Source organism: Ruegeria sp. C12, from assembly GCF_056537745.1.
Genome location: NZ_JBQFSA010000011.1, coordinates 159925 through 183983 on the forward strand (window position 1 = coordinate 159925; position 24059 = coordinate 183983).

General features: G+C 60.3%; 23 protein-coding genes. 12 read left to right on the forward strand and 11 right to left on the reverse strand.

Annotated features, from left to right (window positions below):
• Nucleotides 1–3: 3 nt before the first annotated feature.
• The 11 genes from amaB to ACR0C9_RS20255 all read right to left on the reverse strand — a co-directional run bounded on the left by amaB (nt 4) and on the right by ACR0C9_RS20255 (nt 10335).
• Nucleotides 4–1500, reverse strand: coding sequence for an L-piperidine-6-carboxylate dehydrogenase (gene amaB / locus ACR0C9_RS20205; protein WP_480781904.1), 1497 nt, complete (start codon nt 1498–1500; stop codon nt 4–6).
• Nucleotides 1501–1518: 18 nt separating this feature from the next.
• On the reverse strand, nt 1519–2625 hold the full coding sequence (locus tag ACR0C9_RS20210) for a saccharopine dehydrogenase family protein (protein ID WP_480781905.1): 1107 nt from the start codon (nt 2623–2625) through the stop codon (nt 1519–1521).
• 208 nt (nt 2626–2833) lie between these two features.
• A complete protein-coding gene (locus tag ACR0C9_RS20215) occupies nt 2834–3091 on the reverse strand; it encodes a hypothetical protein (RefSeq protein ID WP_480585838.1) in 258 nt (85 codons plus the stop codon).
• A gap of 13 nt (nt 3092–3104) precedes the next feature.
• Nucleotides 3105–3800, reverse strand: coding sequence for a NapC/NirT family cytochrome c (locus ACR0C9_RS20220; protein ID WP_480781906.1), 696 nt, complete (start codon nt 3798–3800; stop codon nt 3105–3107).
• 32 nt (nt 3801–3832) lie between these two features.
• The gene (locus ACR0C9_RS20225) at nt 3833–4270 is read right to left on the reverse strand and encodes a nitrate reductase cytochrome c-type subunit (RefSeq protein ID WP_170455936.1); all 438 of its coding nucleotides are present in this window, start codon (nt 4268–4270) and stop codon (nt 3833–3835) included.
• A gap of 12 nt (nt 4271–4282) precedes the next feature.
• Nucleotides 4283–5200: a quinol dehydrogenase ferredoxin subunit NapH gene (gene napH, locus ACR0C9_RS20230; protein WP_480781907.1), complete on the reverse strand. Its 918-nt coding sequence runs from the start codon at nt 5198–5200 to the stop codon at nt 4283–4285.
• Complete coding sequence (gene napG, locus ACR0C9_RS20235; protein ID WP_170455940.1) at nt 5197–6018, reverse strand: ferredoxin-type protein NapG; 822 nt, start codon at nt 6016–6018, stop codon at nt 5197–5199. The genes napH and napG overlap by 4 nt, the downstream gene beginning before the upstream one ends.
• A gap of 27 nt (nt 6019–6045) precedes the next feature.
• Nucleotides 6046–8538: a nitrate reductase catalytic subunit NapA gene (gene napA / locus ACR0C9_RS20240; RefSeq protein ID WP_170524143.1), complete on the reverse strand. Its 2493-nt coding sequence runs from the start codon at nt 8536–8538 to the stop codon at nt 6046–6048.
• A complete protein-coding gene (locus ACR0C9_RS20245; protein ID WP_170455944.1) occupies nt 8535–8828 on the reverse strand; it encodes a chaperone NapD in 294 nt (97 codons plus the stop codon). Before ACR0C9_RS20245 ends, napA begins: the two co-directional genes overlap by 4 nt.
• Nucleotides 8825–9340, reverse strand: a complete 516-nt coding sequence (gene napF, locus ACR0C9_RS20250) for a ferredoxin-type protein NapF (RefSeq protein WP_170455946.1) — start codon at nt 9338–9340, stop codon at nt 8825–8827. Before napF ends, ACR0C9_RS20245 begins: the two co-directional genes overlap by 4 nt.
• Before the next feature lie 119 nt (nt 9341–9459).
• On the reverse strand, nt 9460–10335 hold the full coding sequence (locus ACR0C9_RS20255) for a LysR family transcriptional regulator (protein WP_170634592.1): 876 nt from the start codon (nt 10333–10335) through the stop codon (nt 9460–9462).
• 104 nt (nt 10336–10439) lie between these two features.
• On the opposite strand from ACR0C9_RS20255, the gene ACR0C9_RS20260 reads away from it, so the two are divergent.
• The 12 genes from ACR0C9_RS20260 (at nt 10440) to ACR0C9_RS20315 (ending at nt 23734) form a co-directional block, all read left to right on the forward strand.
• Complete coding sequence (locus ACR0C9_RS20260) at nt 10440–11882, forward strand: aldehyde dehydrogenase family protein (RefSeq protein ID WP_170624796.1); 1443 nt, start codon at nt 10440–10442, stop codon at nt 11880–11882.
• Nucleotides 11882–12880, forward strand: a complete 999-nt coding sequence (locus tag ACR0C9_RS20265; RefSeq protein ID WP_170624797.1) for a membrane dipeptidase — start codon at nt 11882–11884, stop codon at nt 12878–12880. The genes ACR0C9_RS20260 and ACR0C9_RS20265 overlap by 1 nt, the downstream gene beginning before the upstream one ends.
• Nucleotides 12873–14534, forward strand: coding sequence for a hypothetical protein (locus ACR0C9_RS20270; RefSeq protein WP_170624798.1), 1662 nt, complete (start codon nt 12873–12875; stop codon nt 14532–14534). Before ACR0C9_RS20265 ends, ACR0C9_RS20270 begins: the two co-directional genes overlap by 8 nt.
• Nucleotides 14531–15094, forward strand: coding sequence for a DUF3726 domain-containing protein (locus ACR0C9_RS20275; protein WP_170624799.1), 564 nt, complete (start codon nt 14531–14533; stop codon nt 15092–15094). The genes ACR0C9_RS20270 and ACR0C9_RS20275 overlap by 4 nt, the downstream gene beginning before the upstream one ends.
• Nucleotides 15095–15106: 12 nt before the next feature.
• Nucleotides 15107–16117, forward strand: a complete 1011-nt coding sequence (locus ACR0C9_RS20280) for an Ldh family oxidoreductase (RefSeq protein WP_170624800.1) — start codon at nt 15107–15109, stop codon at nt 16115–16117.
• A 97-nt stretch (nt 16118–16214) separates the two neighbouring features.
• Entirely contained in the window at nt 16215–17240 is a 1026-nt protein-coding gene (locus ACR0C9_RS20285; RefSeq protein ID WP_170455962.1) for a LacI family DNA-binding transcriptional regulator, read from the forward strand.
• Between the two features lie 95 nt (nt 17241–17335).
• The gene (locus tag ACR0C9_RS20290; protein WP_170455965.1) at nt 17336–18640 is read left to right on the forward strand and encodes an ABC transporter substrate-binding protein; all 1305 of its coding nucleotides are present in this window, start codon (nt 17336–17338) and stop codon (nt 18638–18640) included.
• Nucleotides 18641–18747: 107 nt separating this feature from the next.
• The gene (locus ACR0C9_RS20295; RefSeq protein WP_170455967.1) at nt 18748–19614 is read left to right on the forward strand and encodes a carbohydrate ABC transporter permease; all 867 of its coding nucleotides are present in this window, start codon (nt 18748–18750) and stop codon (nt 19612–19614) included.
• Between the two features lie 12 nt (nt 19615–19626).
• Nucleotides 19627–20457 carry a carbohydrate ABC transporter permease gene (locus tag ACR0C9_RS20300; RefSeq protein ID WP_170455969.1) on the forward strand — a complete coding sequence of 277 codons (831 nt, stop codon included), beginning with the start codon at nt 19627–19629 and terminating at the stop codon, nt 20455–20457.
• 12 nt (nt 20458–20469) lie between these two features.
• Nucleotides 20470–21474: an ABC transporter ATP-binding protein gene (locus ACR0C9_RS20305; protein ID WP_170455971.1), complete on the forward strand. Its 1005-nt coding sequence runs from the start codon at nt 20470–20472 to the stop codon at nt 21472–21474.
• Nucleotides 21471–22244, forward strand: coding sequence for an L-iditol 2-dehydrogenase (locus tag ACR0C9_RS20310; RefSeq protein WP_170634608.1), 774 nt, complete (start codon nt 21471–21473; stop codon nt 22242–22244). Before ACR0C9_RS20305 ends, ACR0C9_RS20310 begins: the two co-directional genes overlap by 4 nt.
• A 23-nt stretch (nt 22245–22267) precedes the next feature.
• On the forward strand, nt 22268–23734 hold the full coding sequence (locus ACR0C9_RS20315; RefSeq protein WP_480781908.1) for a mannitol dehydrogenase family protein: 1467 nt from the start codon (nt 22268–22270) through the stop codon (nt 23732–23734).
• Nucleotides 23735–24059 lie beyond the last annotated feature (325 nt).

The following is a 24059-nucleotide window of genomic DNA, read 5'->3' on the forward strand; positions in this document are numbered from 1 at the left end:
TGATCAGATGTCGAACTTGACGCCCTGCGCCAGCGGCAGTTCCGCCGAATAATTCACGGTATTGGTCTGACGGCGCATATAGGCTTTCCAGGCATCCGAGCCGCTTTCGCGCCCGCCACCGGTTTCTTTTTCGCCCCCGAAGGCACCGCCAATCTCGGCCCCGGACGGCCCGATATTCACGTTGGCGATGCCGCAATCCGATCCAGCTGCGGCCAGGAATTGCTCGGCCTCGCGCATGTTCAGAGTGAACACGCACGAGGACAGGCCCTGCGGGACGTCGTTTTGCAAGTCCAGCGCGTGATCGAATTCGTCATAGCCCATCACATAGAGGATCGGGGCGAAGGTTTCGGTTTTAACCACGTCTGTCTGACCGGGCATCTCTACAATGGCAGGTTCCATGTAGACACCGCCAGGCACCCCTGCGGTCACGCGTTTGCCACCAAACACGGTGCCGCCTTCGGACTCAGCCGCCTTCAGCGCAGCAGTCATCGCGGCACCCGATGCCTCGTCCACCAAGGGGCCAACCAAAGTCCCTTCGGCCAACGGATCGCCAATGGGAAGACCGGCATAGGCTTTCTTGAGGCGCGCAACCAGTTCATCCTTGATCGAGTTATGCACGATCAACCGCCGCAGCGTCGTACAGCGTTGCCCCGCCGTTCCGACAGCCGAGAACACAATCGCCCGCACCGCCATTTCCAGATCCGCCGAGGGGCCAACGATCATCGCGTTGTTGCCGCCCAGTTCCAGAATGCACTTGCCGAACCGCGCCGCGACGATGGGCGCAACTGCGCGGCCCATGCGGGTCGAGCCGGTGGCCGAGATCACCGGCACGTCTTCACTGGCCACCAGCGCCTCGCCCAGCGCGGCACCGCCGATCAGGGTTTGCAGCAGGTTGTCAGGCGCGTCACCAAACCGGGCCAGTGCGCGTTCGAATATTTTCTGACAGGCCATTGCCGTCAGCGGCGATTTTTCGGACGGTTTCCAGATCACCGGATCGCCGCAGACAATTGCCAGTGCCGCGTTCCACGACCAGACCGCAACCGGGAAGTTGAAGGCCGAGATCACGCCAACCGGCCCCGCCGGATGCCACGTCTCCATCATCCGGTGGCCGGGGCGTTCGGACGCGATGGTCAGACCGTACAGCTGCCGCGAGAGGCCAACGGCAAAGTCGCAGATATCGATCATCTCCTGCACTTCGCCCAGACCTTCGGACGTAATCTTGCCCGCCTCCCAACTGACCAGCGCGCCCAGGTCGTCCTTGGCGGCGCGCAGTTCTTCGCCCAGCAGTCGGATCAACTCACCCCGGCGCGGGGCTGGCACGGTGCGCCACGCCTTGAACGCGGTTTTGGCATTGGCAAAGATGGTCTCCATCTCAGAGGCCGGGGTTTCGTGCAACTCGGCCAGAACGCGCCCGTCAATCGGGGATCGCACGGTCAGCGTGCCGCCCGTCAACTCGGCAGCAGTCAGGTCGAGGTTTGCCAGAGTGGTTTCTGCAGTCATCACAACGTCTTTCATATCTCAGGCCGCCTTGTTCTGTGGGGTTACATCGCCCGCCCGGTAGAGCCGGCCAAATTCGGTGTTCAGGAAATCGGACAGGTTCACCTGCTCTTGTCGGACAAATCCGGTCGACGGCAGCACGCCGGTGCGCATCAGATCAACGACGCCCAGAACACCTGCGGCGGTGGTGACCTGAATGGCGCTCCAGACCTGTCCGTTGATCTCGCGGGCGAAACTTTTGTTGATAAGGGATTTCTCGCGCAGCGCTCCGTCGATCATGCCTTTGGCCGTGCAATAAACCAACACCACATCCTGATCGGTGCGCGGCAGGGCGGCCTCGAAGATCTCTTTCAGCAAATCGCGGCGGCGTTCCAGCCCCAGATCGTGCAGCAGCAGTTTCAGGATATCACAATGGCCCGGATAGCGGATCGAGCGATAGGAGACCGCCCGCGCCTTGCCCTCCAGCGTTTCCGGCAATGTCCCCAGACCGCCGGAGGTGTTGAAACATTCGTATTCCACCCCGTCATGGCCCAGCACCTCATAGTCTTCCAGCGGTGCGGTCTTGACGCGTTCACCATTCACGATGGCATCGCAGGGGTTGCAGTATTCGTTGATCAACCCGTCCGTGGACCATGTCAGATTGTATTTCAGCGCGTTGGTGGGAAAAAGCGGCAAGGCCCCCACCCGCATGTGCAGACTGTCGATCTGGTCGAATTCCGCCGCCAGCGACGCGCCCGCGATACCGACAAATCCGGGTGCCAGACCGCATTGCGGCATGAAGGCGGTTTGGCTTCCGTCGGCCAGTTCGCGCACCGCGTTGGTGGCCGCGACATCCTCGGTCAGGTCAAAGTAATGCGCGCCTGCCTGTTTGGCCGCTTTGGCAATGGTCGGGGTCAGAAAGAACGGGGCTGCTGAGATGACGGCGTCGAAGCCATCCAGCCCCTCGGCCAGCCCCTCAGCGTCTTTCGCATCGATCTGCTTGGTGGCCACGCCCAGCTTTGCAACCTCGCCCAGCGCTTTCAGATCGTGATCTGCGACGGTGACGCTGTAATTCGGTGATCCTTTCAGAAGCGTGGCGATCATCTGCCCGATCTTGCCAGCCCCTACGACGCAAACAGTCCAGGACATTGCGTGCCTCCTCTTTCTGGTTTTCCTTCAAGAGTGGCGCAGAGGATGGTCATTTCGCAGGGGGTATCTTGACGAAAAGCACGTCATATTCGTCATTATGCCGAGATTTCCGTCATTATGGAAAATCACGGACCTGACAGAAAAACGCCCCGGACCGCAGTCCGGAGCGTCTGACATCAATCTGTTGTTTACCCGGGGTAGAACGCCGTCAGACGGTCGCGCCTTTCAGCCGGATCATCGTGCCGACGCTGCCTGCACAAACGCCAACCACGATAGCAATCATCAGTTCCAGCGCTTCGACATGGGCGAACTGAAACCCGGCAAATACCAGGGTTTCGGCCACACCGACCAGACCGCCCAACGTTGCGCCCAGCCACAGACGGCGGGTCATCATGCCAAGGGCGAGGCCAAGAATACCCGGCAAGCTTAGGATATTGCCGCCGATGGTTCCCAGAATATCAAGCATATCTCGCCCCTTCTCAATCGGTCCGCGTGGACAGGAATGACCGGATTTCGTCGCTGTCGGCGGTTGCGTGCTGCTGCAACGGTGCTTTGCCTTCCAGTTCGGCCGTTACATCCTCGTAGGTCTCAAGGTAATTGGGCGGCAGGCTGTGCGCGATGCCCTGATGGCAGTCGATGCAGGTCATGTTGTTGTCGATGGCGCGCTGATGCTCGGATGCGGCGCGGGTTTCCTGAATGGTGAAGTCCATATAGTCGAAGTTGTGGCAGTTCCGGCATTCGCGGCTGTCCGACGCCTTCATCTTCTTCCAGACCGCCGAGGCCATGCTGATGCGATGCGCCTCGTATTTCTCAGGCGTGCTGATGGTCCCGGCCAGTTCGTGATACACGTCCTTCACGGCCATGATCTTGGCCTTGATCTTGTGATTCCACTCGTGCGGCACGTGGCAGTCGGAACAGATCGCCCGCACGCCAGAGTGGTTGTTATAGTGGATGGTCTCGCGATATTCGCCCAGGTTGGTTTCCATCGTGTGGCACGAGACGCAGAATTCCTCGGTATTGGTCAGTTCCAGTGTCCAGTGGAACCCACCCCAGAACAGGATACCGGCCAGAAAACCCGCCAGAATCAGGAACCCGGAACTGAAGGCCACAGCCGGGGTCCATATCCAGGACCAGAGGCGGCGGATCCAACCGCGTTTTTCAGGAGATGCTGCCATATTGGTGCTCCTTTATTTTCTTGTGGGTTGGATTAGTTGCCCGAGGACGGCTGAAACACGTTTTCGACCAGCGGCGGAGCATCCGCCTGCGGCACGTGGCACTGGTTGCAGAAATACCGGGTGCCCGCGATCTGATCCAACTCGCGCCCTTCGCGATCCAGATAGTGGGTCATCGACAGGGTCGGCGCGTTACGCTCACCCGCTTTAGTCCAGTCATGGCAGGACAGGCACTGATTGGTGCGGATGTCGATCTGGTACTGTTCGATCGAATGCGGGATCAGCGGAGGTTGCTGGCGATAGTTGCGCTGCATGCGCCCTTCGACATTCTTGTGGATCTGATCAAGCGGGATCAGCTCATCCACATCCGCACCCCGCAGCGTTTCCACCTGGGCTGACTGCGCAAGGGCAAACCCACTCAGGAGCAGGACGGGGATCAGGGCAATTCCACCTGTCACGATTGATATTTTCATCTTGGCACTCCCTTAATGAAGTCTGGCGGCGCGCGTCTCTGGCGCGGCAACTGGACGGATGGGTTTGGTGAAGTGGTCGTCGAACCGGTGAGTAAAGTTGAAGACGTCGACCGCGCAGACATCTATGCAGCGGCCGCAATTGGTACAGTCGGGCGACAGGATCAGCGGGCTGGATCCCGGTTTGCCCTTGAGAGCGGGCGAGATCACCTGATTTTCGGGGCAGACCGCATAGCAATCCATGCAATCGTCACAGGCAACGCGGTTGTGGGCGCTGACCCGCAGCAGGCTTTTGGTTCCGATCAGGCCGTAGAACGCACCAACCGGACACAGGTGCCCACACCAGCCATGGCGCGAAACGAAAAGGTCAAAGACGAAGATGGCCGCAACCATGGCCCAGACAAAGCCCATGCCAAAGATCAATCCGCGATGCAGCATGGTGATCGGGTTCACCAGTTCCCACGCAATCACACCGCCCAGCCCCGAGACGATCAGGACCGTGGCCAGCACCCACAGGCGGGTTCCGCGTTTGGGTTGCCAGCCTTTGGGCAGGTCCAGCTTGCGGTGCAGCCAGTTGGCCGCGTCGGTCACAGGGTTGATGGGACACACCCAGGAACAATAGACCCTGCCTCCGATCAGCGCATAGGCGACCAGCACGATTACCGCGCCGATCAGGGCCGTCAATTCGGGCCAATGGCCTGCAATCAGGCTCTGCATCAGAACAAACGGGTCGGTCAGCGGCAAGACGCCAAGGGTCAGCGACCCGGCCAACGTGCCCTGAACGATCCAGATGCCGAACCATGGCCCCAGAAGGAACAGCGCCAGAAACAACAGCTGGCTGCTACGGCGCAACAGCAAGAACTTATGTGCGCCGATCCAGCCCTTGGCCTCGATGGCCTCACGCCCGACAGGCATATGGGTGCGCGCGCTCATTGCCCTGCCCCCGGCAGAGCGTATCCGGGCTCGAACCCGCCGGGTGTAGCCAGATTGTCGATCCCCGGTCCCGGCAGGCGATCGGGCAGATCGATCAGACCCTCGACCAAGGGGGCGCCCCTGGCCTCTTTCTCTTCCCAGCCTTTGCGGTAGTGATCCGCGCTGCTGCCGCGCGCCAGTCGGGTGGGCAGGACCTTGATCGCCGCATCGGGAAGAACGCAGCTTTTCTCACACACACCGCAGCCGGTGCAGCGGTCAGCGTGAACCGTTGGAATGAACAGCGCATGGTGGCCCGAGCGGGTGTTATGCGCGGTTTCCAGTGTGATCGCCTCGTCAATGACGGGGCAGACCCTATAGCAGACATCGCAGCGCAGGCCGAGGAAGTTCAGGCAGTTCTCCTGATCGACCAGCACCGCAACGCCCATTTCGGCGTCGTCGATGTTTTGCAGACCCGGATCCAGCGCCCCTGTCGGACAGGCCGCGACGCACGGAATGTCGTCGCACATTTCACAGGGCACATCACGGGCAGTGAAATAGGGTGTGCCCGTTGCCGCAGCATCAGATCCTAACTCAGCCAGTTTCAACGTATCGTAAGGACAATCCCGCACGCAGAGCCCACAGCGAATGCAGGCCGACAGAAACTCCTTTTCCGGCAGCGCACCGGGCGGGCGCAATGCCTCGGCCGGCAGGGCACGGGCATCGCGGGCCAGCCACGCCAGCCCGAGCCCGGCGACTGCGCAGCCGCCCGCCGCCCGCGCCGAGTCCTGCAGGAACCGGCGCCGCTGCGGCGAAAGGGGTGTGTCGACAAGGGGATACATGGGGACGACCTTTGCGATCCTTGCCGGTTACGCGCGCTCGACCTTACAGGCGCATTTCTTGAAGTCGGTCTCTTTCGACAGCGGGCAGGTCGCGTCCAGCGTCAGCTTGTTGGTCAACTGATGCTCGTCAAACCAGGGCATGAAGACCAGACCACGCGGCACCTTGTTGCGGCCACGGGTCTCGACCCGGCTTGTGACCTCGCCACGGCGAGTGGACAGCACGATTTCCTGCCCGCGCCGCAGACCACGATCCCGCGCGTCTTCGGGGTGCATGTAGACGACCGCATTCGGATAGGCGCGGTGCAGTTCCGGCACACGGCGGGTCATCGAACCCGAGTGCCAGTGCTCCAGAACCCGACCGGTGGACAGCCACAGATCATATTCTTCATCCGGCACCTCTGCAGCGGGTTCGAACGGCGCAAAGATGATCTTGGCCTTGCCATCCTTGTGACCATAGAATTCGACGCCCGCACCTTCGGACACATAAGGGTCATAGCCTTCGCGGAAGCGATACAGCGTTTCCTTGCCGTCCACGACCGGCCAGCGCATGCCGCGCGCCTGATGGTACATCTCGAACGGGGCCAGATCGTGCGCATGTCCGCGCCCAAACTCGGCATATTCTTCGAACAGACCTTTCTGAACGTAGAACCCGAAATGTTCCGCATCGTCATTGTCGAAACCTTCGGCGGTTTCGGACAGCGGGAACTTATCGACCTGTCCGTTTGCGTAAAGCACGTCGAACATGGTCTTGCCGCGATGTTCAGGCATCTTGGCCAGCAGTTCCTCGCCCCAGACCTCTTCGACGGTGAAGCGTTTGGAGAATTCCATCAACTGCCACAGGTCCGATTTCGCCTCACCCGGCGCTTTCACCTGCTGCCGCCAGAACTGGGTGCGGCGTTCGGCGTTGCCATAGGCACCTTCCTTTTCAACCCACATGGCGGTGGGCAGGATCAGGTCGGCGGATACGGCAGTGACCGTCGGATAGGGATCGGACACGGTGATGAAGTTTTCCGGGTTGCGGTAACCGGGATAACCTTCCTCGTTGATATTCGGCGCGGCCTGCATGTTGTTGTTGCACTGCACCCAATAGGCGTTCAGGTCGCCATCCTTGAGTTTGCGGTGCTGCAGAACCGCGTGGAAACCGGGCTTGGGCGGAATGGTTCCTTCAGGGATATTCCACGCGGTTTCACAGATTTTCCGGTGCTCATCATTTGCCACCACCATGTCAGCGGGCAGACGGTGGGCAAAGGTACCAACCTCGCGCGCTGTCCCGCATGCCGAGGGCTGACCTGTCAGCGAGAAGGGCGAGTTGCCGGGTTCCGAAATCTTACCCACCAGCAGGTGGACGTTATACATCAGCGAGTTCACCCAGGACCCGCGGGTATGCTGGTTGAAGCCCATGGTCCAAAGGCTCATGACCTTGCGGTTCGGGTCGGCATATTGCTTGGCCAGTTTCTCCAGCTTGTCGGCCGGAACGCCGGACAGTTCGGCGGTGTATTCCAGCGTGTAAGGCTCGACTGCCTTGGCATATTCCTCAAAGCTGATCGGCTCGAGCTTGCCCGAGTTCGGGTTCTCAGCCTCTTGCTGTAGCGGGTTGTTGTCGCGCAGGCCGTAACCGATATCGGTTGCGGTCTTGGTGATGTTGACGTGGTTCTTGACGAACTCTTCGTTCACTGCGCCGGTCTGGATGATGTAGTTGGCGATATAGTTCAGGATCGCCAGATCGGTCTGCGGTTCGAACACGATGCCATTGTCGGCCAGCTCGAACGAGCGATGTTCGAAGGTCGACAGCACATGCACTTCGCAGCCCGGCTTGGTCAGGCGCGTGTCGGTCAGGCGCGACCACAGGATCGGGTGCATCTCGGCCATGTTCGAGCCCCACAGAACAAACGTATCCGCGTGTTCGAGGTCGTCATAGCAGCCCATCGGCTCGTCAATGCCGAAGGTGCGCATGAAGCCCACCACGGCCGAGGCCATACAGTGCCGCGCATTGGGGTCGATATTGTTCGACCGGAAGCCAGCTTTCATCAGTTTCGAAGCGGCATAGCCTTCCCAAACCGTCCACTGTCCCGAGCCGAACATGCCCACGCTGGTCGGGCCTTTCTTGGCCAGGGCCTCTTTCCACTTGGCGGCCATCACGTCAAAAGCTTCGTCCCAGCTGACCGGCTCGAACTCGCCATTCTTGTCGTATTCGCCATTGGTCTTGCGCAGCAGCGGCGTGGTCAGGCGGTCCTGACCGTACATGATCTTGGACAGGAAATAGCCCTTGATGCAGTTCAGGCCCCGGTTGACCGGTGCGTCCGGGTCGCCCTGGGTTGCGACCACGCGGCCATCCTTGGTGCCCACCAGAACCGAGCAGCCGGTGCCGCAGAACCGGCAGGCTGCCTTGTCCCAGCGGATGTCGGGCGCATCGGCCTGTGCATTCGCCTGACCGGCAGCCATCGGGATACCGGCGGCCGAAGCGGTGGCGGCAGCAGCAGATGCCTTGAGGAATGTACGACGGGATTCAGAAACAGTCATTGGACGAGCCTCCTGCTGGTCGGTTGGCTTGGGGCATTGGGTTGGGGCGGGGATTCCGCCAGATCTTCGAAATGGTGATAGGTCAGCGTCAGTGAAATCACGCCGGGGATCTGATGCAGATCCATGATCGTCTCGGATGCCAATCGGTCGGACGTATCTTCGACGACAACAACGAAACGGCCATCTTCGGCTTCGGCATGAACCTCGACGCCATCGGTTTCGGTCATGGTTGCACGGGCTGATGCGGTTCGATCCGCAGCCACGTGAACAAGGCAACCGCAAATGTTCATTGGATGACCTCTGGTTTGGGTGTTTGAGGGCGTTCAAGCGCGACCGCGCCAACCGGGCAGGCCGAGGCGCAGGCGGCGCAGCCGATGCAACTGTCCTGATCCAGAACGGGTTCCGCACGCCCGCCCAGTTGCAACTGGAAACGGATCGCACGCGCATCGCAACTGTCCTGACACACACGGCAACTGATGCCCTTCATCGACAGGCACGTGGTCGCCTGTACGGCGGCGCGCCATGGCCAGTCAGGCACGCGATCAACCTGCAGCGCATCGGTTTCGCAGACCTCAGCGCAGCCTGCACAAAAGGTACAGGCACCGGCATTCAGTTCAAGGATCGGGTATCCATCGGCGTCCTTTGACAAAATCCCTTCGGGGCAAGCGGTTATGCAATCCCCGCATGCGGAACAGGCATCCACAAAACCAGATTCCACCGCACCCGGAGGACGAATCGCGTCCTTATCCTCGCGAAGTGCGCGTGCGCTGAGAAACGCGCGTCTTGTGGTCATCTGGCTCATGTGCTGGCGACCGTGTCCTGGACAATGTCAAACGTATCAGCCGTGCTAACAGTTTTCAAACTTACCGAATTTGACACAGGTCAATTTTCACGCGGCAAAACAAATAATCTCATTAAGAATCATGTTTTGGCGCTGGACGACCGGATTACCCCGGCGGCCTCGTCCGCCAGCATCGGCCAGGCGGTGGTTTCGGACTGGTACAAAAAGACCTCGCGCGTTTCCGGCAGATCAACGATTTTTCGGAACTTTAGATCGGATGAGACAAGCCGAGTCGCGGCCTGAGGCAACAGCGTGCCCCAGCTGCCGGTGCTGACCATGGCCAGCAGGGAATGGGTGTTGTGAACGGTGACATCGATTCTGGCCAGATGGTCCTGAATGCGCCGCGACTGTATCTGATCGCACAGCGCATTGCGCAGAAACGGGCTGCGAAACACGTCACTGATGGTGATCGGTCCAGAGACCGAGGCCAACGGGTGATGATCCGACATCACCAACCCGAACGGGTCCTGAAACAGCGGCGCAACTTTGGTGCCTTTCACCGGCCTTCTGGACGAGGCGATCCCGATATCCGCCCAGCCCTGCCCGATGGCGTCCAGAACCTGCTCGGTATCGGTGTCCCGCAGCTCGATCTTCACCCCCGGATGGTGGTCGGTGAAATGACGCACGAGGGGCGGAAAGACCAATGCCGCCATCGACGGTACTGCCGCAATCCGCAGCAGGCCTTGCGGCGCGCGGGTCAGCATGTCGATGGTTTCCAGCGTCGAATCGAACTGACGCAACTGGCTTTGGCCCAGTTGAAGCACATGGGCACCCAAATCCGTCAGGCGGTTTTTGCGCTCTCCGACAAACAAGGGGCGGCCCAGATGCGCCTCAAGCTGTTTCAGCGTCATGGAAACCGCAGATTGCGTACGGCCCAGCCGGTCTGCCGCATCCGCCAGATTGCCCGTTTCCGCCACCGTGCAGAAGCATCGCAACATCTCGATCTTGATCGCCATATTTCAATTTTCCTGAAGTTTTCTCAAGAAATTTGAGTTTGACTGATGTTTTGCCCCATGTCCATCATCCCGCAACCTTGCTCAAACCCTTCCCGAGGCTTTCCGTGACCCACAAGAACCTTATCGCTGGCGAATGGCTGGCGGGTGATACCGAGATTGAAAACCGCAACCCGTCGGATGTAACCGACCTGATCGGCCTGTACGCTCAGGCGACATCGGATCAGCTGGACGCCACCCTGACCCGCGCCTGCGCGGCTCAGGCCGAATGGGCGGCTTATGGGCTGGAGCGGAAACAGGCCGTGCTGAACGCCATCGGCACCGAAATGATGTCCCGCGCAGAAGAGCTGGGCACATTGCTGAGCCGTGAAGAAGGCAAACCGCTGGCCGAGGGCAAGGGCGAAGTCTATCGCGCCGGTCAGTTCTTCACCTACTACGCCGCCGAATGCCTGCGCCAGATCGGGGAAAACGCCGATTCCGTGCGCCCAGATATTGAGATTGACGTGCGCCGCGAGCCCGTAGGCACCGTTGCGATCATAAGCCCCTGGAACTTCCCGACCGCGACCGCCTCGTGGAAGATCGCGCCTGCGCTGTGCTATGGCAACGCGGTCGTATGGAAACCGGCGAATGTGACCCCGGCATCGGCGGTCGCGCTGACCGAGATCATCGCGCGGCAGGATATCCCCAAAGGTCTGTTCAGCCTGATCATGGGTTCGGGCGGCACGATTGGTCAGCGTCTGGTGGAAAGCCCGCTGATCGACGCGATTTCCTTCACCGGCTCGGTTCCCGTGGGCAAGGGGATCGCCGCCGCTGCAATCCAGAACCTGACCAAAGTGCAGATGGAGATGGGGTCCAAGAACGCGCTGGCGGTTATGGACGATGCCGATCTGGATCTGGCCGTCACGCTGGCACTGGGCGGGGCCTTTGGTGGCACAGGACAGAAATGCACTGCCTCATCCCGGCTGGTGGTCCACGCCAACATCCATGATGCATTTGTCGAGAAACTGGTCGCCGGTGCGCAGGCGATGAAGGTTGGCCACGCGCTGGAAGAGGGCGTACAGATGGGGCCCGTCGTCAGCCAGCAGCAGTTGAACGAAAATCTGGCCTATGTCGATCTGGGCAAATCCGAAGGGGCCGAGCTGGCCTGTGGCGGCGCAGGTCTGGATATGCCGCATGACGGGTTCTACATGAGCCCCGGCGTGTTCCTGAACACCACCAATGACATGGCGATAAACCGTGAAGAGATGTTCGCCCCCCTGACCAGCGTCATCAAGGTCGGCAGCTATGACGAGGCGCTGAGCGTCGTCAACGACACCAATTTCGGCCTGACCTCGGGCATCGTGACCCGCTCGCTGGCGCGGGCCACGCATTTCCGCCGCAATGCGCGCACCGGTGTGGTCACGGTGAACCTGCCGACAGCGGGCACCGACTATCACGTGCCGTTTGGCGGGCGCGGCGACAGTTCCTACGGACCGCGCGAACAAGGCAAGGCCGCGGCCGAGTTCTACACCACGGTCAAAACCGCCTACATAAGCGCAGGCCCCGTCTGATGCGGCCCACCCTCAGAATAGACGGGCTGCAATATGCCAACTGGTCGGAAAAGATTTTCCGGCAGCTTCGCGAAGGCGGGGTCGATGCGATCCACGTCACCATCGCCTACCATGAGAGCTTTCGCGAAACCGTCCTGAACTTCGAACGCTGGAACCGCTGGTTCGAGCAGTATCCGGATCTGATCATGAAGGGGCTGACCGCCGCAGATATCGACCGCGCCCGTGCAACCGGGCGCACGGCGGTGTTCTTCGGCTTCCAGAACCCCTCACCCATCGAAGACGATATTGGCCTGGTGGAAATCGTGCACACCTTGGGCGCGCGGTTCATGCAGCTGACCTATAACAACCAGTCCCTTCTGGCGACCGGCTGTTATGAGGCCGAAGACACCGGCCTTACCCGAATGGGCAAGCAGGTCGTGCGCGAAATGAACCGCGTGGGGCTGGTGATCGACATGAGCCATTCCGGGGATCGCTCGACCATCGAAGCCGCCGATCATTCCACCCGCCCCATCGCCATCACCCACGCCAACCCCCACGACTGGCATCCTGCTTTGCGCAACAAGCGCGACGATGTCATCCGTGCAGTGACAGAAAATGGCGGCATGTTCGGCTTTTCGATCTACCCTCATCACCTGAAGGGCGGCTCGGGCTGCTCGCTGCAGGAGTTCTGCGAGATGATCGCGCGCACGGCGGACAGGTTTGGCATCGAGCATTTGGGGATCGGCACGGATCTGTGTCAGGATCAGCCCGACAGCATTGTGGAATGGATGCGCGTGGGACGGTGGAGCAAAGAGATCGACTATGGCGAAGGCTCGGCCGCTGCGCCGGGGTTTCCGCCCATGCCAGACTGGTTCCGGGACAATCGCGACTTTGGCAACATCGAATCCGGCCTGCGCGCAACCGGCATGGATGACTCGGATGTCGCCGCCGTGATGGGCGGCAACTGGTATCGCTTCTTCGCTGAAAATTTCACGTCGCAGGTGCAACCAGATGGCTGAGCTGCGCCCACCCGAGAAGATCATGACTCTGGAACGGCTGGGGTCGCTGCATCAATGCCGGCTCAGCTTCATGCGGCAGCTGACCCGCCGGATGGCTCGGGAAAGCTGGGAATTCTCACGCCCGGTTTTTGAGATCGACGCACAGGGCGTGGGTCACGCCGTTTATACCGCGCAAGGGCCGGAGCGCGCCTATTCGCTGGTGGCATTCGCCCATGATCTGCCGGACCACATGCGCTCGGACCGGGTGATTGCGACCGCATGGGACACGACATTCACCCTGTTTGACGGCGTGCCCGAGCCCCATGACATCGAGCGCCTGTCGCAAAACGTGCCCCTGCAAGAAGCGGGCCGGGTCACTGAACGTGAGATTTCGGTCAGCCGCGCCAACCGCTCGGTCCGGTTGTGGGAACATGTGGTGGACTGCCTGTCCAATGGCCGCCAGCCGGATGCGAACCAGCTTGAGGCGGTCGGGTATCTGATGCGCACTACCGCTGTTTACGGCTCGGGCAAGCTGGGGGCCGCCGACCGCGAGGTGATTGCCAACCGGCCCGAGATGCAGTCGCCGTTTCAGGCCGAGATGCTGTCGGTCTACCTGACCCGCTGGTTCGTACGCGATCTGGTCGAGCATATGGCACAGGTGCGCGGCGGCGACAGGGCCGCGCGTTTGGACGAAGGTCTTGCGCGGCAGATCGGCATCGGCAATTCGACCGGGCTGGGCATGGCCCCCTATCTGGTCAACCATCCGGTTTTGCTGAACAATTGGATTGTGGCCCGCGAAACCGCCATTGCGCGGGTGCGCGACCTGCCCGCCTCGCCTGAACAGATCGACCTGTTTCGCGATCTGGTCAACAGGTGCGAACAGCTTGTGGCGACATGGCGATCTGAACACCCGATCCAGATCGTCAAGCTTCAGCACCTGACGGACGATCTGGCCGCGCTTGGGTCTTATTTGGAAGATACAGGGCTGTCGGGCGCGACGCCTTGGAATAATCTCATGATTTGGACGGACCAAACGCTCAGCGCTGAAGGGCAAGAGCTTGTCGCCTCCTTGATTCTGGAGCCGCATGGCGATCTGGTCGATGATCTGGCGACCACAATGTCCGATCACAGCGGGCCCTTTGTGCTGGATGGGTCCATGCCTGTGGCTGAGGTGTCCAACCTGTTGCGTCGGAATTTCGGCCCCTTGCTGGATCGGGACTGGACCGCGCCCGAGAACTGCGCAAGGGCGTGGTATATCTCGGAAGAGAAGCTGGAACCAAGGTTAGGCGAACGGTTCGAGGAACCGATAGAAGCCTACGAACAACCGCTGGCCCCGGCCCGTGATGCCACGGCAGCGTTGGCCGTGCTTGTAACAGCGGACCCGCACAGCCCGGTGGCAGACACCCTCGCCCACCACCCCGAACATCGCCAAAGCGTCCGGCGCGCCCAGATCACACGCTCAGCGCCCTATGGCGAGATCCGCTCGAACACGATCGGGGCCGACGTGGTGCCGATTGACATGCTGCGCGCCAAACTGTCCTTTTTTGGCGTAACCCGGTTTGATCCCCGCTCGGACCGGTGGGTGCGCGTGGTCATGTATGCCGGGGCCCCTTATCCGCCCGATCTGACGCCGGACAATGCCGACCTGTGGGTCTATCCCGAGCCGTCCGCATGACCCTGTCGTTGAATGAGGTGGAAACCATCGCCAAGCGGGCGACCCGTGGGGCGGGCCAACCCTGGGGGCTGGCGGACGAGGCGGCAAAGGCCTGCCGCTGGTTGTGCGCTCAGGGTCTGGACGGGGTCGGTGCTCTGACCACTGATCTGGAGACCGGGGCGCAAACACTGATCAAGGGCGTGTCCCTGTCGGATCGGGCGCGCGTTCTGACCACCGAAACCGTCACCATTCCCGCTGTCAGCACTCCGCTTATGATCCTGCCCTTTGCAGCCAACGCCGCCCGCCTGATCAAAGCGTGTGTCACTGTGAAATGCGGCGGCGTGGTGGCGGTGACAAATGGCAGGTCACTGGAGTTGGCGCAGGGATTTCCTGACCGGTCCGAGACCGTAACCATCGCAAGCGGCGGCGTTTTGACCACAGCCCGCGCCCATGCAACCCGCGCCGCGCCACTGCCGCGCGATTGGCAGGCACTGAACGCGCTGGCCCATCGAACCTATGCCCCGGCGACCGAGGAAAGCCGCGCGCGCGGCGCAGGTGCCGGGACAACTGACAATGACTGACCGAGTGAGTTGATGATGCAAACCAAGACCCTGACACTGGCCGAAATCGAAGATCTGGCCCTGCACGCATTGGTGGCCGCTGGAACGTCCGAGGCCAACGCCCGACCCCTGGCTGTTGCCACCGCCGCAACCGAAGCCGACGGCGTTGCCAGCCACGGGCTGGCCTATATCCCGATCTATTGCGAGCATGTGCAATGCGGCAAGGTGGATGGGCAGGCCACACCGGTTGTGGACCAGCCACGCCCGGGCGTGATCGCAGTTGACGCGGCCACCGGCTTTGCCCATTCGGCCATCGATGCGGGGTTCAAAAGGCTGATCCCTTTGGCCAAGGAACACGGGATTGCCGCGCTGGCCATCAAGAACAGCTATAATTGCGGGGTTCTGGGCTATCACACCTACCGGCTGGCACAGGCCGGGCTGCTGGGACTGGGCTTTACCAACGCGCCCGCGTCCATTGCGCCGTCGGGCGGGGCGAAGCCGGTGGTCGGGACCAACCCGTTCTCTGTCGCTGCACCCGGACCAGACGGCCAGCCTGCCTTGCTGATCGATCAATCCGCCAGCACAATCGCCAAATCCGAAGTGATGAAACACGCGCGCGAAGGCAAACCGATCCCCGTAGGTTGGGCGCTGGATAGCGAGGGAAATCCGACAACAGACCCTAATGTGGGGCTCAAAGGCTCGATGGCCCCGTCAGGCGGGTATAAAGGCGTCGGAGTTTCGCTGCTGACCGAAGTCCTGGCTGCCGCCATGACCGGCGCGACCCTGGGGATCGACGCGTCGCCTTTCTCGGGCACCGCAGGCGGCCCGCCCCGCACCGGCCAGATGTTTCTGGCCATCGATCCCGGCGCGACATCCGGTGGGGCGTTTGCCGACCGGATTGAGGCGCTTGTCCACGCCATTCGCGCGCAAGACGGCGCGCATCTGCCCGGCGATGGCCGTCAGGCGAAACGCCGCAACGCTGCCGAGCAGGGCGTCGCGGTAAATCAGGCGACCCTGGATCGGATCGAAGCGATCCTTGCCTGAACAAACGCGGCTGCCTGACCCTTGATTGTTATCGCGCGCAAAGATTATGTAAAGATAGCGCAAATCAAGACAGCTCTCCGGGTGCAGGCAGGGTAGAATGACCAAAATCAGGAATATGGAAGAATTCGCGGCCCTCAGCGGAATATCCCGGCCGACCGTTTCCAAATACTTCCATGATCCTGACAGCGTCCGCCCAACCACCCGCGCCCGCATCGAAGAAGCGCTGGAGAGGTTCGACTACCGCCCCAATATCTTCGCGATCAATCAGAACCGGAAACTGACCAAGAATATCGGCATCGTGGTCCCCTACCTTGCCGACCCGTTCTTTGCCGAGATCGCACGCTATCTGGAACAAAGCTGCATCGCCGCAGGCTATCGGCCTTCGCTGTTCAGCTCGCATGGTGAACAGAAACTTGAGGTCGAGATTCTGGACAGCCTGCGCTCGCTGAAACCGGCGGGTGTGTTGCTTGCGCCCTTGGGGCGCGACTCGGACCGGTCGGCGATTGAAAAGTTCTGCAAGAATGTGCCGACGGTCCTGTTCGACAGCAATATCGAGGGGCTGGGTGCGGCCTTTATCGGATCAGACAATTTCAGCTTTGTCTCGCAGACCGTGGAATACATGACCCGCACTGGCGAGCCGCCATCTTTCTTCGAGATGCGGACACCCGCAAACCCCAACGCCAACAAGCGGCGCAAAGCCTATGTCGAGGTGATGGAGCGCCTGGGGTTCGACCCCCATGTGATCAGGATCGACGGTGAAGGCTGGGCGTTTGAAGAGATCGGGCATCGGGGCGCGTTGAAAGTTCTGGAGGACGGCGCGCTGAAAACAAACTCGGTTCTGTGCAGCAATGACCGCCTGGCAATCGGGTTTCTTGCCGCCTGTTACGAGCAGGGGATTCGGGTTGGTCGCAAAGACGATTGCAGCTTGAGGGTCGCCTCGAACGACGATCATCCCTTTGCAAAATTCACCTGCCCGTCTTTGACCACGGCGGCGCATGACTATGACAATGTCGCGGGGCGCAGTGTCGAAACACTGTTCGAACTCATTGAAAGTGGGGGGAAATTTGACAGCCGGAGGGAAACCCTGTTCCCGGCCCGGCTTGTATTGCGGGAGTCTGCATGATCGCCAAACTTTAACGCGCGTAAAGTTTTTATTGACGCCGCGATAATTTACCGACTACCCTTCCTGCATGACATCCAAGCTCAGGGAGGACAGGGATGTATTTTAAGAACGCACTTCGTGCGGCGACTGCACTGACTTTCGTCGCCACGGCCGCGGCCCATGCGCAAACCATAACGATCGCCACCGTCAACAATGGCGACATGATCCGGATGCAGGGCTACACCGACAATTTCACCGAAGCGACCGGCATTGATGTGGAATGGGTGACGCTGGAAGAAAACGTGCTGCGTCAGCGCGTAACCACGGACATCACCACCAAGGGTGGCCAGTTCGACATCATGACAATCGGCATGTACGAAACGCCCATCTGGGGCGCAAATGGCTGGCTGGTGCCGCTGGATGGCATGTCCGATGACTACGATGTGGGCGACCTGCTGCCCGCCATGGCAGGCGGGCTGAGCAACGACGGCACGCTTTATGCCGCGCCGTTTTATGGCGAAAGCTCGATGATCATGTATCGCACCGACCTGATGGAGGCTGCCGGTCTGGAAATGCCCGAAGCGCCCACCTGGCAATTCATCCGCGAAGCTGCGGCGGCGATGACGGACCGGGACAATGACATCAACGGCATCTGCCTGCGCGGTAAGGCGGGCTGGGGTGAAGGCGGTGCCTTTATCACCGTAACCGGGAACTCATTCGGTGCGCGCTGGTTCGATGAAAACTGGAAGCCCCAGTTCGATCAGCCCGAGTGGAAAGAAGCACTGACATTCTTTGTCGATATGATGAATGAATCCGGTCCTGCGGGTTATGCCACCAACGGATTCAACGAAAACCTGTCACTGTTCCAGCAGGGCAAGTGCGGGATGTGGATCGACGCGACCGTTGCCGCATCATTCGTGACCAACCCCGACGATTCAACCGTGGCGGACAAGGTCGGCTTTGCGCTGGCACCAAATTCAGAAGGCGTTGATAAGCGCGCCAACTGGCTCTGGGCCTGGGCACTGGCCATTCCGGCTGGCACGCAGCAGGAAGACGCCGCGAAGCAGTTCATCGAATGGGCGACCTCGAAGGATTATATCGAGCTGGTGGCCGAGAACGAAGGCTGGGCCAATGTGCCTCCGGGTGCGCGGACCTCGCTTTATGAAAACGACAACTACAAGGACATCCCTTTCGCGCAGATGACGCTGAAGTCGATCCTTGCGGCGGATCCGCAGAACTGCTGCGCCCAGCCGACGCCCTATACCGGCATCCAGTTTGTCGCCATTCCTGAGTTTGCAGGCATCGCCACGCAGGTCAGCCAGGAATTCTCGGCGGTTTATGCCGGTCAGCAAACCGTGGACGAAGCCCTTGCCAAAGCGCAGGCCTTCACCACCGAAGAGATGGAAGCCGCAGGGTACTGAGGCCTCCCTCCCAGTGGGGGACAGGTGCCTGTCCCCCGCTCCCCACTTTCACAACTCGTGTTTTTCTCGCAGGCTAGCCCTATGCCTGAACAGAGAGGTCTTGCGCCATGGCAACCCAACATTCCCGATCCGTTGCCCGCCTGATGATGGCACCCGCAGTGGTCCTGCTGCTTGGCTGGATGCTCGTGCCTCTGACGATGACCCTGTATTTCTCCTTCAAGAAATACCTGCCCCTGCGCGGTGGTGATCTGGGTTGGGTCGGGTTCGACAACTACATCCGGTTCGTTTCCTCCAGTTCCTTCTGGCCTGCGGTTCAGGCGACGCTGTTGATTGTCGGCGGCGTGTTGGTGATCACGGTCATTCTGGGTGTCCTGCTGGCGATGCTGTTGGACCAGCCGATGTGGGGGCAAGGCGTTGTCCGCATTCTGGTGATCGCGCCCTTCTTTGTGATGCCCACCGTCTCCGCTTTGGTCTGGAAGAACATGTTCATGGATCCGGTGAACGGCCTGTTGGCGCATCTGTGGCGCTTTTTCGGGGCCGAGCCGATTTCATGGCTGTCCGAGGCTTCGATGACCTCGATCATCATGATCGTCTCATGGCAATGGCTGCCCTTTGCAACGCTGATCCTGCTGACCGCGATCCAGTCGCTGGACAGTGAGCAGCTGGAAGCGGCTGAAATGGACGGTGCGCCGGTGCTGAAACGCTTTTACCACATCGTCCTGCCGCATCTCAGCCGCGCGATCACCATCGTGATCCTGATCCAGACGATCTTTCTGCTGTCGATCTTCGCCGAGATTTTCGTGACCACCGGCGGCGCGTTCGGCACCCGCACACTCACCTACCTGATTTTCCAGCGCGTGCTGGAAAGCCAGAACGTTGGCCTCGGATCAGCCGGAGGTGTCTACGCCATCATCCTTGCCAATATCGTTGCCATCTTCCTGATGCGTATCGTCGGCAAAAACCTGGACGCGTGAGGAGGTAAGACCATGGCCCGCGCCGTCACACCCCGCCGTAAAACACTGAACACCGCCCTTGCCTGGGCTGTTGGGTTGCTGATCTTCTTCCCGATCCTGTGGACCATCCTGACCAGTTTCAAGACCGAGGCGCAGGCAATTGCCAGCCCGCCCCTGTTTCTGAACTTCAACTGGACGCTGGAGAACTATGCCATCGTGCAGGAACGCTCGGATTACATGCGGTTCCTGTGGAACTCGGTCATCATCGCGGGGGGTTCAACCATTCTGGGCGTGATCATTGCAGTGCCCGCAGCCTGGGCAATGGCCTTTGTGCCCTCGAAGCGCACCAAGGACATCCTGCTGTGGATGCTGTCCACCAAGATGCTGCCTGCGGTTGGCGTTCTCTATCCGATCTACCTGCTGTTCATCCGGCTGGGCCTGCTGGACACGCGCGGAGGGCTGGTCGTCGTGCTAATGCTGATCAACCTGCCGATCATTGTCTGGATGCTGTACACCTATTTCCGCGAAATTCCGGGTGAGATTCTGGAAGCCGCGCGGATGGACGGGGCGACGTTGAAAGAGGAAATCCTCTATGTGCTGACGCCCATGGCCATTCCCGGCATCGCCTCGACCGTGTTGCTGAACTTTATCCTGGCGTGGAACGAGGCGTTCTGGACCCTCAACCTGACCGCCGTCGATGCCGCGCCTCTGACCGCCTTCATCGCCAGCTATTCCAGCCCCGAGGGCCTGTTCTTTGCCAAGCTCAGCGCAGCCTCGACCATGGCGATTGCACCAATCCTGATCCTTGGCTGGTTCAGCCAGAAACAACTTGTCCGCGGCCTGACTTTCGGCGCTGTGAAATAAGGAAGACGACGTATGGGACGTATCCAACTCAAGTCCGTGACCAAAAGCTTCGGCGACGTTCAGGTCATTCCCCCGCTGGACCTGACCATCGAAGATGGCGAGTTCACCGTCTTCGTCGGCCCCTCGGGCTGCGGTAAGTCCACCCTGTTGCGCCTGATCGCGGGGCTGGAAGACATCACCAGCGGCTCCATCGACATTGACGGGTCGGATGCAACGGACGTGCCACCCGCCAAACGCGGGCTGGCGATGGTTTTCCAATCCTATGCTCTGTATCCGCATATGACCGTGCGCAAGAACATCGCGTTCCCATTGCGTATGGCAAAGCTGGATCAGGCCGAGATCGACAAGCGTGTCGAAGGCGCGGCGGGCGTTCTGAACCTGACCGACTATCTGGACCGCCGCCCCGGCCAGTTGTCCGGCGGCCAACGTCAGCGGGTCGCGATCGGGCGCGCGATTGTGCGGGAACCGGCGGCGTTCCTGTTCGACGAACCACTGTCGAACCTCGACGCAGCGTTGCGCGTCGGAATGCGGCTGGAGATCAGCGAATTGCACGAGCGCCTTGCGACCACGATGATCTACGTAACCCATGATCAGGTCGAAGCGATGACCATGGCGGATAAGATCGTCGTGCTGCAAGCAGGCGTTATCGAGCAGGTCGGCTCTCCACTGGAACTCTATCGAACCCCGCGCAACCTGTTCGTCGCGGGTTTCATCGGCTCACCCAAGATGAATTTCATCGAAGGGGACGAGGCCGCAAAACACGGCGCGCAGACCATCGGCATTCGCCCGGAACACATCGCAGTGTCCGACACCGAAGGCACATGGTCCGGTGTTGTCGGCGTGTCGGAACATCTTGGGTCCGACACGTTCTTCCACATCCACGAAACCGGTCTGGCCGAAACCATCACCGTCCGCGCGGATGGCGAGGTTGGATTCCGCCACGGGGATCGCATCCACCTGACCCCACGCGCCGACGTCATTCACCGGTTTGATCAACAGGGGCTGCGGATCGAATGACGCGCCTGAAGGGCAAAACCGCGCTGATTACGGGGGCCGCCCGCGGGATCGGGCTGGCTTTTGCCCAAGCCTATGTGGCCGAGGGCGCGCAGGTTGCCATTGCCGATATCGATATTGCCCGCGCCAAAGATGCGGCCGCACTGATTGGATCAGCGGCCTTGGCGGTGGAAATGGATGTCACTGATCAGGCCAGTATTGAGACCGCAATTGACCAAACCGCCGACCGGTTCGGCACCATCGACATTCTCATCAACAACGCAGCCATTTTTACCGCCGCGCCAATCACCGAGATTGATCGCGCCGACTACCAGCGCGTCTTTGACATCAACGTGGCGGGCACCCTGTTCACGTTGCAGGCGGTGGCGCGGCACATGATCAAAAACGACGTCAAAGGTCGGATCATCAATATGGCCTCGCAAGCCGGACGGCGCGGGGAACCTCTGGTCGCCGTCTATTGCGCCAGCAAGGCTGCGGTGATCTCGCTGACTCAATCCGCAGGGCTGAACCTGATCCAGCACGGGATCAACGTAAACGCCATCGCCCCCGGGGTTGTGGACGGTGAACATTGGGACGGTGTCGATGCCTTCTTCGCCAGATACGAAGGCAAAGCGCCCGGCCAGAAGAAGCGCGAGGTTGCGGCGGCGGTCCCCTATGGCCGCATGGGCCACGCCGGGGATCTGACCGGCATGGCCGTCTTTCTGGCCTCGGACGAGGCCGAGTACATCGTGGCCCAAACCTATAACGTCGATGGCGGAAACTGGATGAGCTGATGGACCCGCGCTCGGAAACACACATGCCGATCAAACTGCGCCGATCTGCCTTGGCGGATCTACCGGTCGAGGTCAAAACCCCTCGGTACAGGCCCGAAGACCTAACACCCGGCATTGTGCATATCGGTTTGGGCAATTTCCACCGGGCCCATCAGGCCTGGTACATCCATCAGCTGATGCAAATGGGCAGGGCGAATGACTGGGCGATCATCGGCGCGGGCGTTCGACCCTATGACGCCGAGATGCGTGAAAAGCTGATGGCCCAGGATTGCCTGACAACCCTGATCGAGCTCGACCCTTCAGGCATCTCGGCCGAGGTCATCGCCCCGATGATCGACTATCTGCCAATTGAAGAGGGGAACAGTGCTCTGATCCGACAGATGTCGGATCCGGCGATCCGCATCGTGTCGTTGACGGTGACGGAAGGCGGTTACTATCAAGACCCTAAAACAGGGGATTTTGACACAACACATAACGATATCCAACATGACGCGCAAAACCCAAACCAACCCCGGACGGTGTTCGGAGCGCTGGTCGCGGCCCTGAAACACCGCCGGGACGCCGGGACGCGCCCGTTCACCGCACTGAGTTGCGACAACCTCAAGGGCAATGGCGCAATACTCAGGTCCTGCGTCATTGGGCTGGCCAAATTGTCGGACCCGGATCTTGCCGATTGGATCGACCAACAGGGCGCTTTTCCGGATTCGATGGTGGATTGCATCGTCCCGGTCACCCGGGATGAAGTCATTTCAATGTGTCACGATCTGGGTGTCGATGACAAAGCCCCGGTCACCCACGAACGGTTTCGCCAATGGGTCATTGAGGACGCATTTTGTGCAGGCCGACCACCATTGGAAGAGGTTGGTGTTACCATAACAAACGACGTTCATACCTATGAGGCCATGAAGCTCAGAATCCTGAATGGTGGCCACCAATTGCTTGCCAATGTCGCAGAGATATTAAGCGTTCCGACAATTGCAGATTGCATGAAAGATCCTGATCTTGCCGGGTTTTTCCGGAAAGTACAGTCAGAATGCATTGTGCCCCATGTCAAACCGGTCCCCGGCCTCACCCCCACTGATTATCTGACCCTGATCGGGCGCCGCTTTGCAAACCCGACCATCCAGGACACAACGCGCCGCGTTGCCTTTGACGGATCCTCTCGCCACCCCGAGTTCCTGTTGCCGTCCCTTCTGGACGCGCTTGGGGAAGGCGCGTCTATTTCCGGTTTGGCCCTTGCCGAAGCATTCTGGTGTCGAATGTGCGCGGGCATTCGGGAGGACGGAACCGAGATTCAAGCCAACGACCCCCTGTGGGACGAATTGCAACGGGCGGCAATTGCCGCCAAAGACGACCCAAAGGCGTGGATTGTTAAAACCGGTTTGTACGGTCAGGTCGGATTGAACGAACGTTTCGCTCAGGAATTTTCAGATTGGCTTTCCGAGATTTGGCAGAACGGAGCCCGGGCCACATTGAAACGGTACCTTTGACATTTTCTGGAAACCCAAGAAAATCACTTTGGGCCAAGAACGATACATCTATCGGATATTGCCCTTCGCTCAAACGCGTTGGGTACCCAATCGCCATCACCGGCCGCCGCCAAAGGTTTGACACTGTGAACCTTTGGTTAAACAGGTCGATGGGCTGTCTTTTTGAATCGGTTGGGTTTGTTCGGCTGGTTTCGGACGTAGGATTTGAACCTCTGACCTTCAGGTTATGAGCCTGACGAGGTGAAGACGTTAAGCAATTGATCCAGTGGATCAATAGTAGTCTGAACGGGCTGGGTTGGGGTTTTCTGACACTGGTTGCGGGAGC

Bases quoted from the DNA above. Each gene is read 5' to 3' on its own strand.
- ACR0C9_RS20285 (WP_170455962.1), top strand. From the start codon at position 16,215: ATGACCAAAATCAGGAATATGGAAGAATTCGCGGCCCTCAGCGGAATA.
- napG (WP_170455940.1), bottom strand. From the start codon at position 6,018: ATGTATCCCCTTGTCGACACACCCCTTTCGCCGCAGCGGCGCCGGTTC.
- ACR0C9_RS20310 (WP_170634608.1), top strand. From the start codon at position 21,471: ATGACGCGCCTGAAGGGCAAAACCGCGCTGATTACGGGGGCCGCCCGC.
- napH (WP_480781907.1), bottom strand. From the start codon at position 5,200: ATGAGCGCGCGCACCCATATGCCTGTCGGGCGTGAGGCCATCGAGGCC.
- ACR0C9_RS20245 (WP_170455944.1), bottom strand. From the start codon at position 8,828: ATGAACATTTGCGGTTGCCTTGTTCACGTGGCTGCGGATCGAACCGCA.
- ACR0C9_RS20280 (WP_170624800.1), top strand. From the start codon at position 15,107: ATGATGCAAACCAAGACCCTGACACTGGCCGAAATCGAAGATCTGGCC.
- ACR0C9_RS20265 (WP_170624797.1), top strand. From the start codon at position 11,882: ATGCGGCCCACCCTCAGAATAGACGGGCTGCAATATGCCAACTGGTCG.
- ACR0C9_RS20305 (WP_170455971.1), top strand. From the start codon at position 20,470: ATGGGACGTATCCAACTCAAGTCCGTGACCAAAAGCTTCGGCGACGTT.
- ACR0C9_RS20210 (WP_480781905.1), bottom strand. From the start codon at position 2,625: ATGTCCTGGACTGTTTGCGTCGTAGGGGCTGGCAAGATCGGGCAGATG.
- ACR0C9_RS20290 (WP_170455965.1), top strand. From the start codon at position 17,336: ATGTATTTTAAGAACGCACTTCGTGCGGCGACTGCACTGACTTTCGTC.
- ACR0C9_RS20220 (WP_480781906.1), bottom strand. From the start codon at position 3,800: ATGGCAGCATCTCCTGAAAAACGCGGTTGGATCCGCCGCCTCTGGTCC.
- amaB (WP_480781904.1), bottom strand. From the start codon at position 1,500: ATGACTGCAGAAACCACTCTGGCAAACCTCGACCTGACTGCTGCCGAG.
- ACR0C9_RS20215 (WP_480585838.1), bottom strand. From the start codon at position 3,091: ATGCTTGATATTCTGGGAACCATCGGCGGCAATATCCTAAGCTTGCCG.
- napF (WP_170455946.1), bottom strand. From the start codon at position 9,340: ATGAGCCAGATGACCACAAGACGCGCGTTTCTCAGCGCACGCGCACTT.
- ACR0C9_RS20295 (WP_170455967.1), top strand. From the start codon at position 18,748: ATGGCAACCCAACATTCCCGATCCGTTGCCCGCCTGATGATGGCACCC.
- ACR0C9_RS20275 (WP_170624799.1), top strand. From the start codon at position 14,531: ATGACCCTGTCGTTGAATGAGGTGGAAACCATCGCCAAGCGGGCGACC.
- ACR0C9_RS20270 (WP_170624798.1), top strand. From the start codon at position 12,873: ATGGCTGAGCTGCGCCCACCCGAGAAGATCATGACTCTGGAACGGCTG.
- ACR0C9_RS20225 (WP_170455936.1), bottom strand. From the start codon at position 4,270: ATGAAAATATCAATCGTGACAGGTGGAATTGCCCTGATCCCCGTCCTG.
- ACR0C9_RS20255 (WP_170634592.1), bottom strand. From the start codon at position 10,335: ATGGCGATCAAGATCGAGATGTTGCGATGCTTCTGCACGGTGGCGGAA.
- napA (WP_170524143.1), bottom strand. From the start codon at position 8,538: ATGACTGTTTCTGAATCCCGTCGTACATTCCTCAAGGCATCTGCTGCT.
- ACR0C9_RS20315 (WP_480781908.1), top strand. From the start codon at position 22,268: ATGCCGATCAAACTGCGCCGATCTGCCTTGGCGGATCTACCGGTCGAG.
- ACR0C9_RS20300 (WP_170455969.1), top strand. From the start codon at position 19,627: ATGGCCCGCGCCGTCACACCCCGCCGTAAAACACTGAACACCGCCCTT.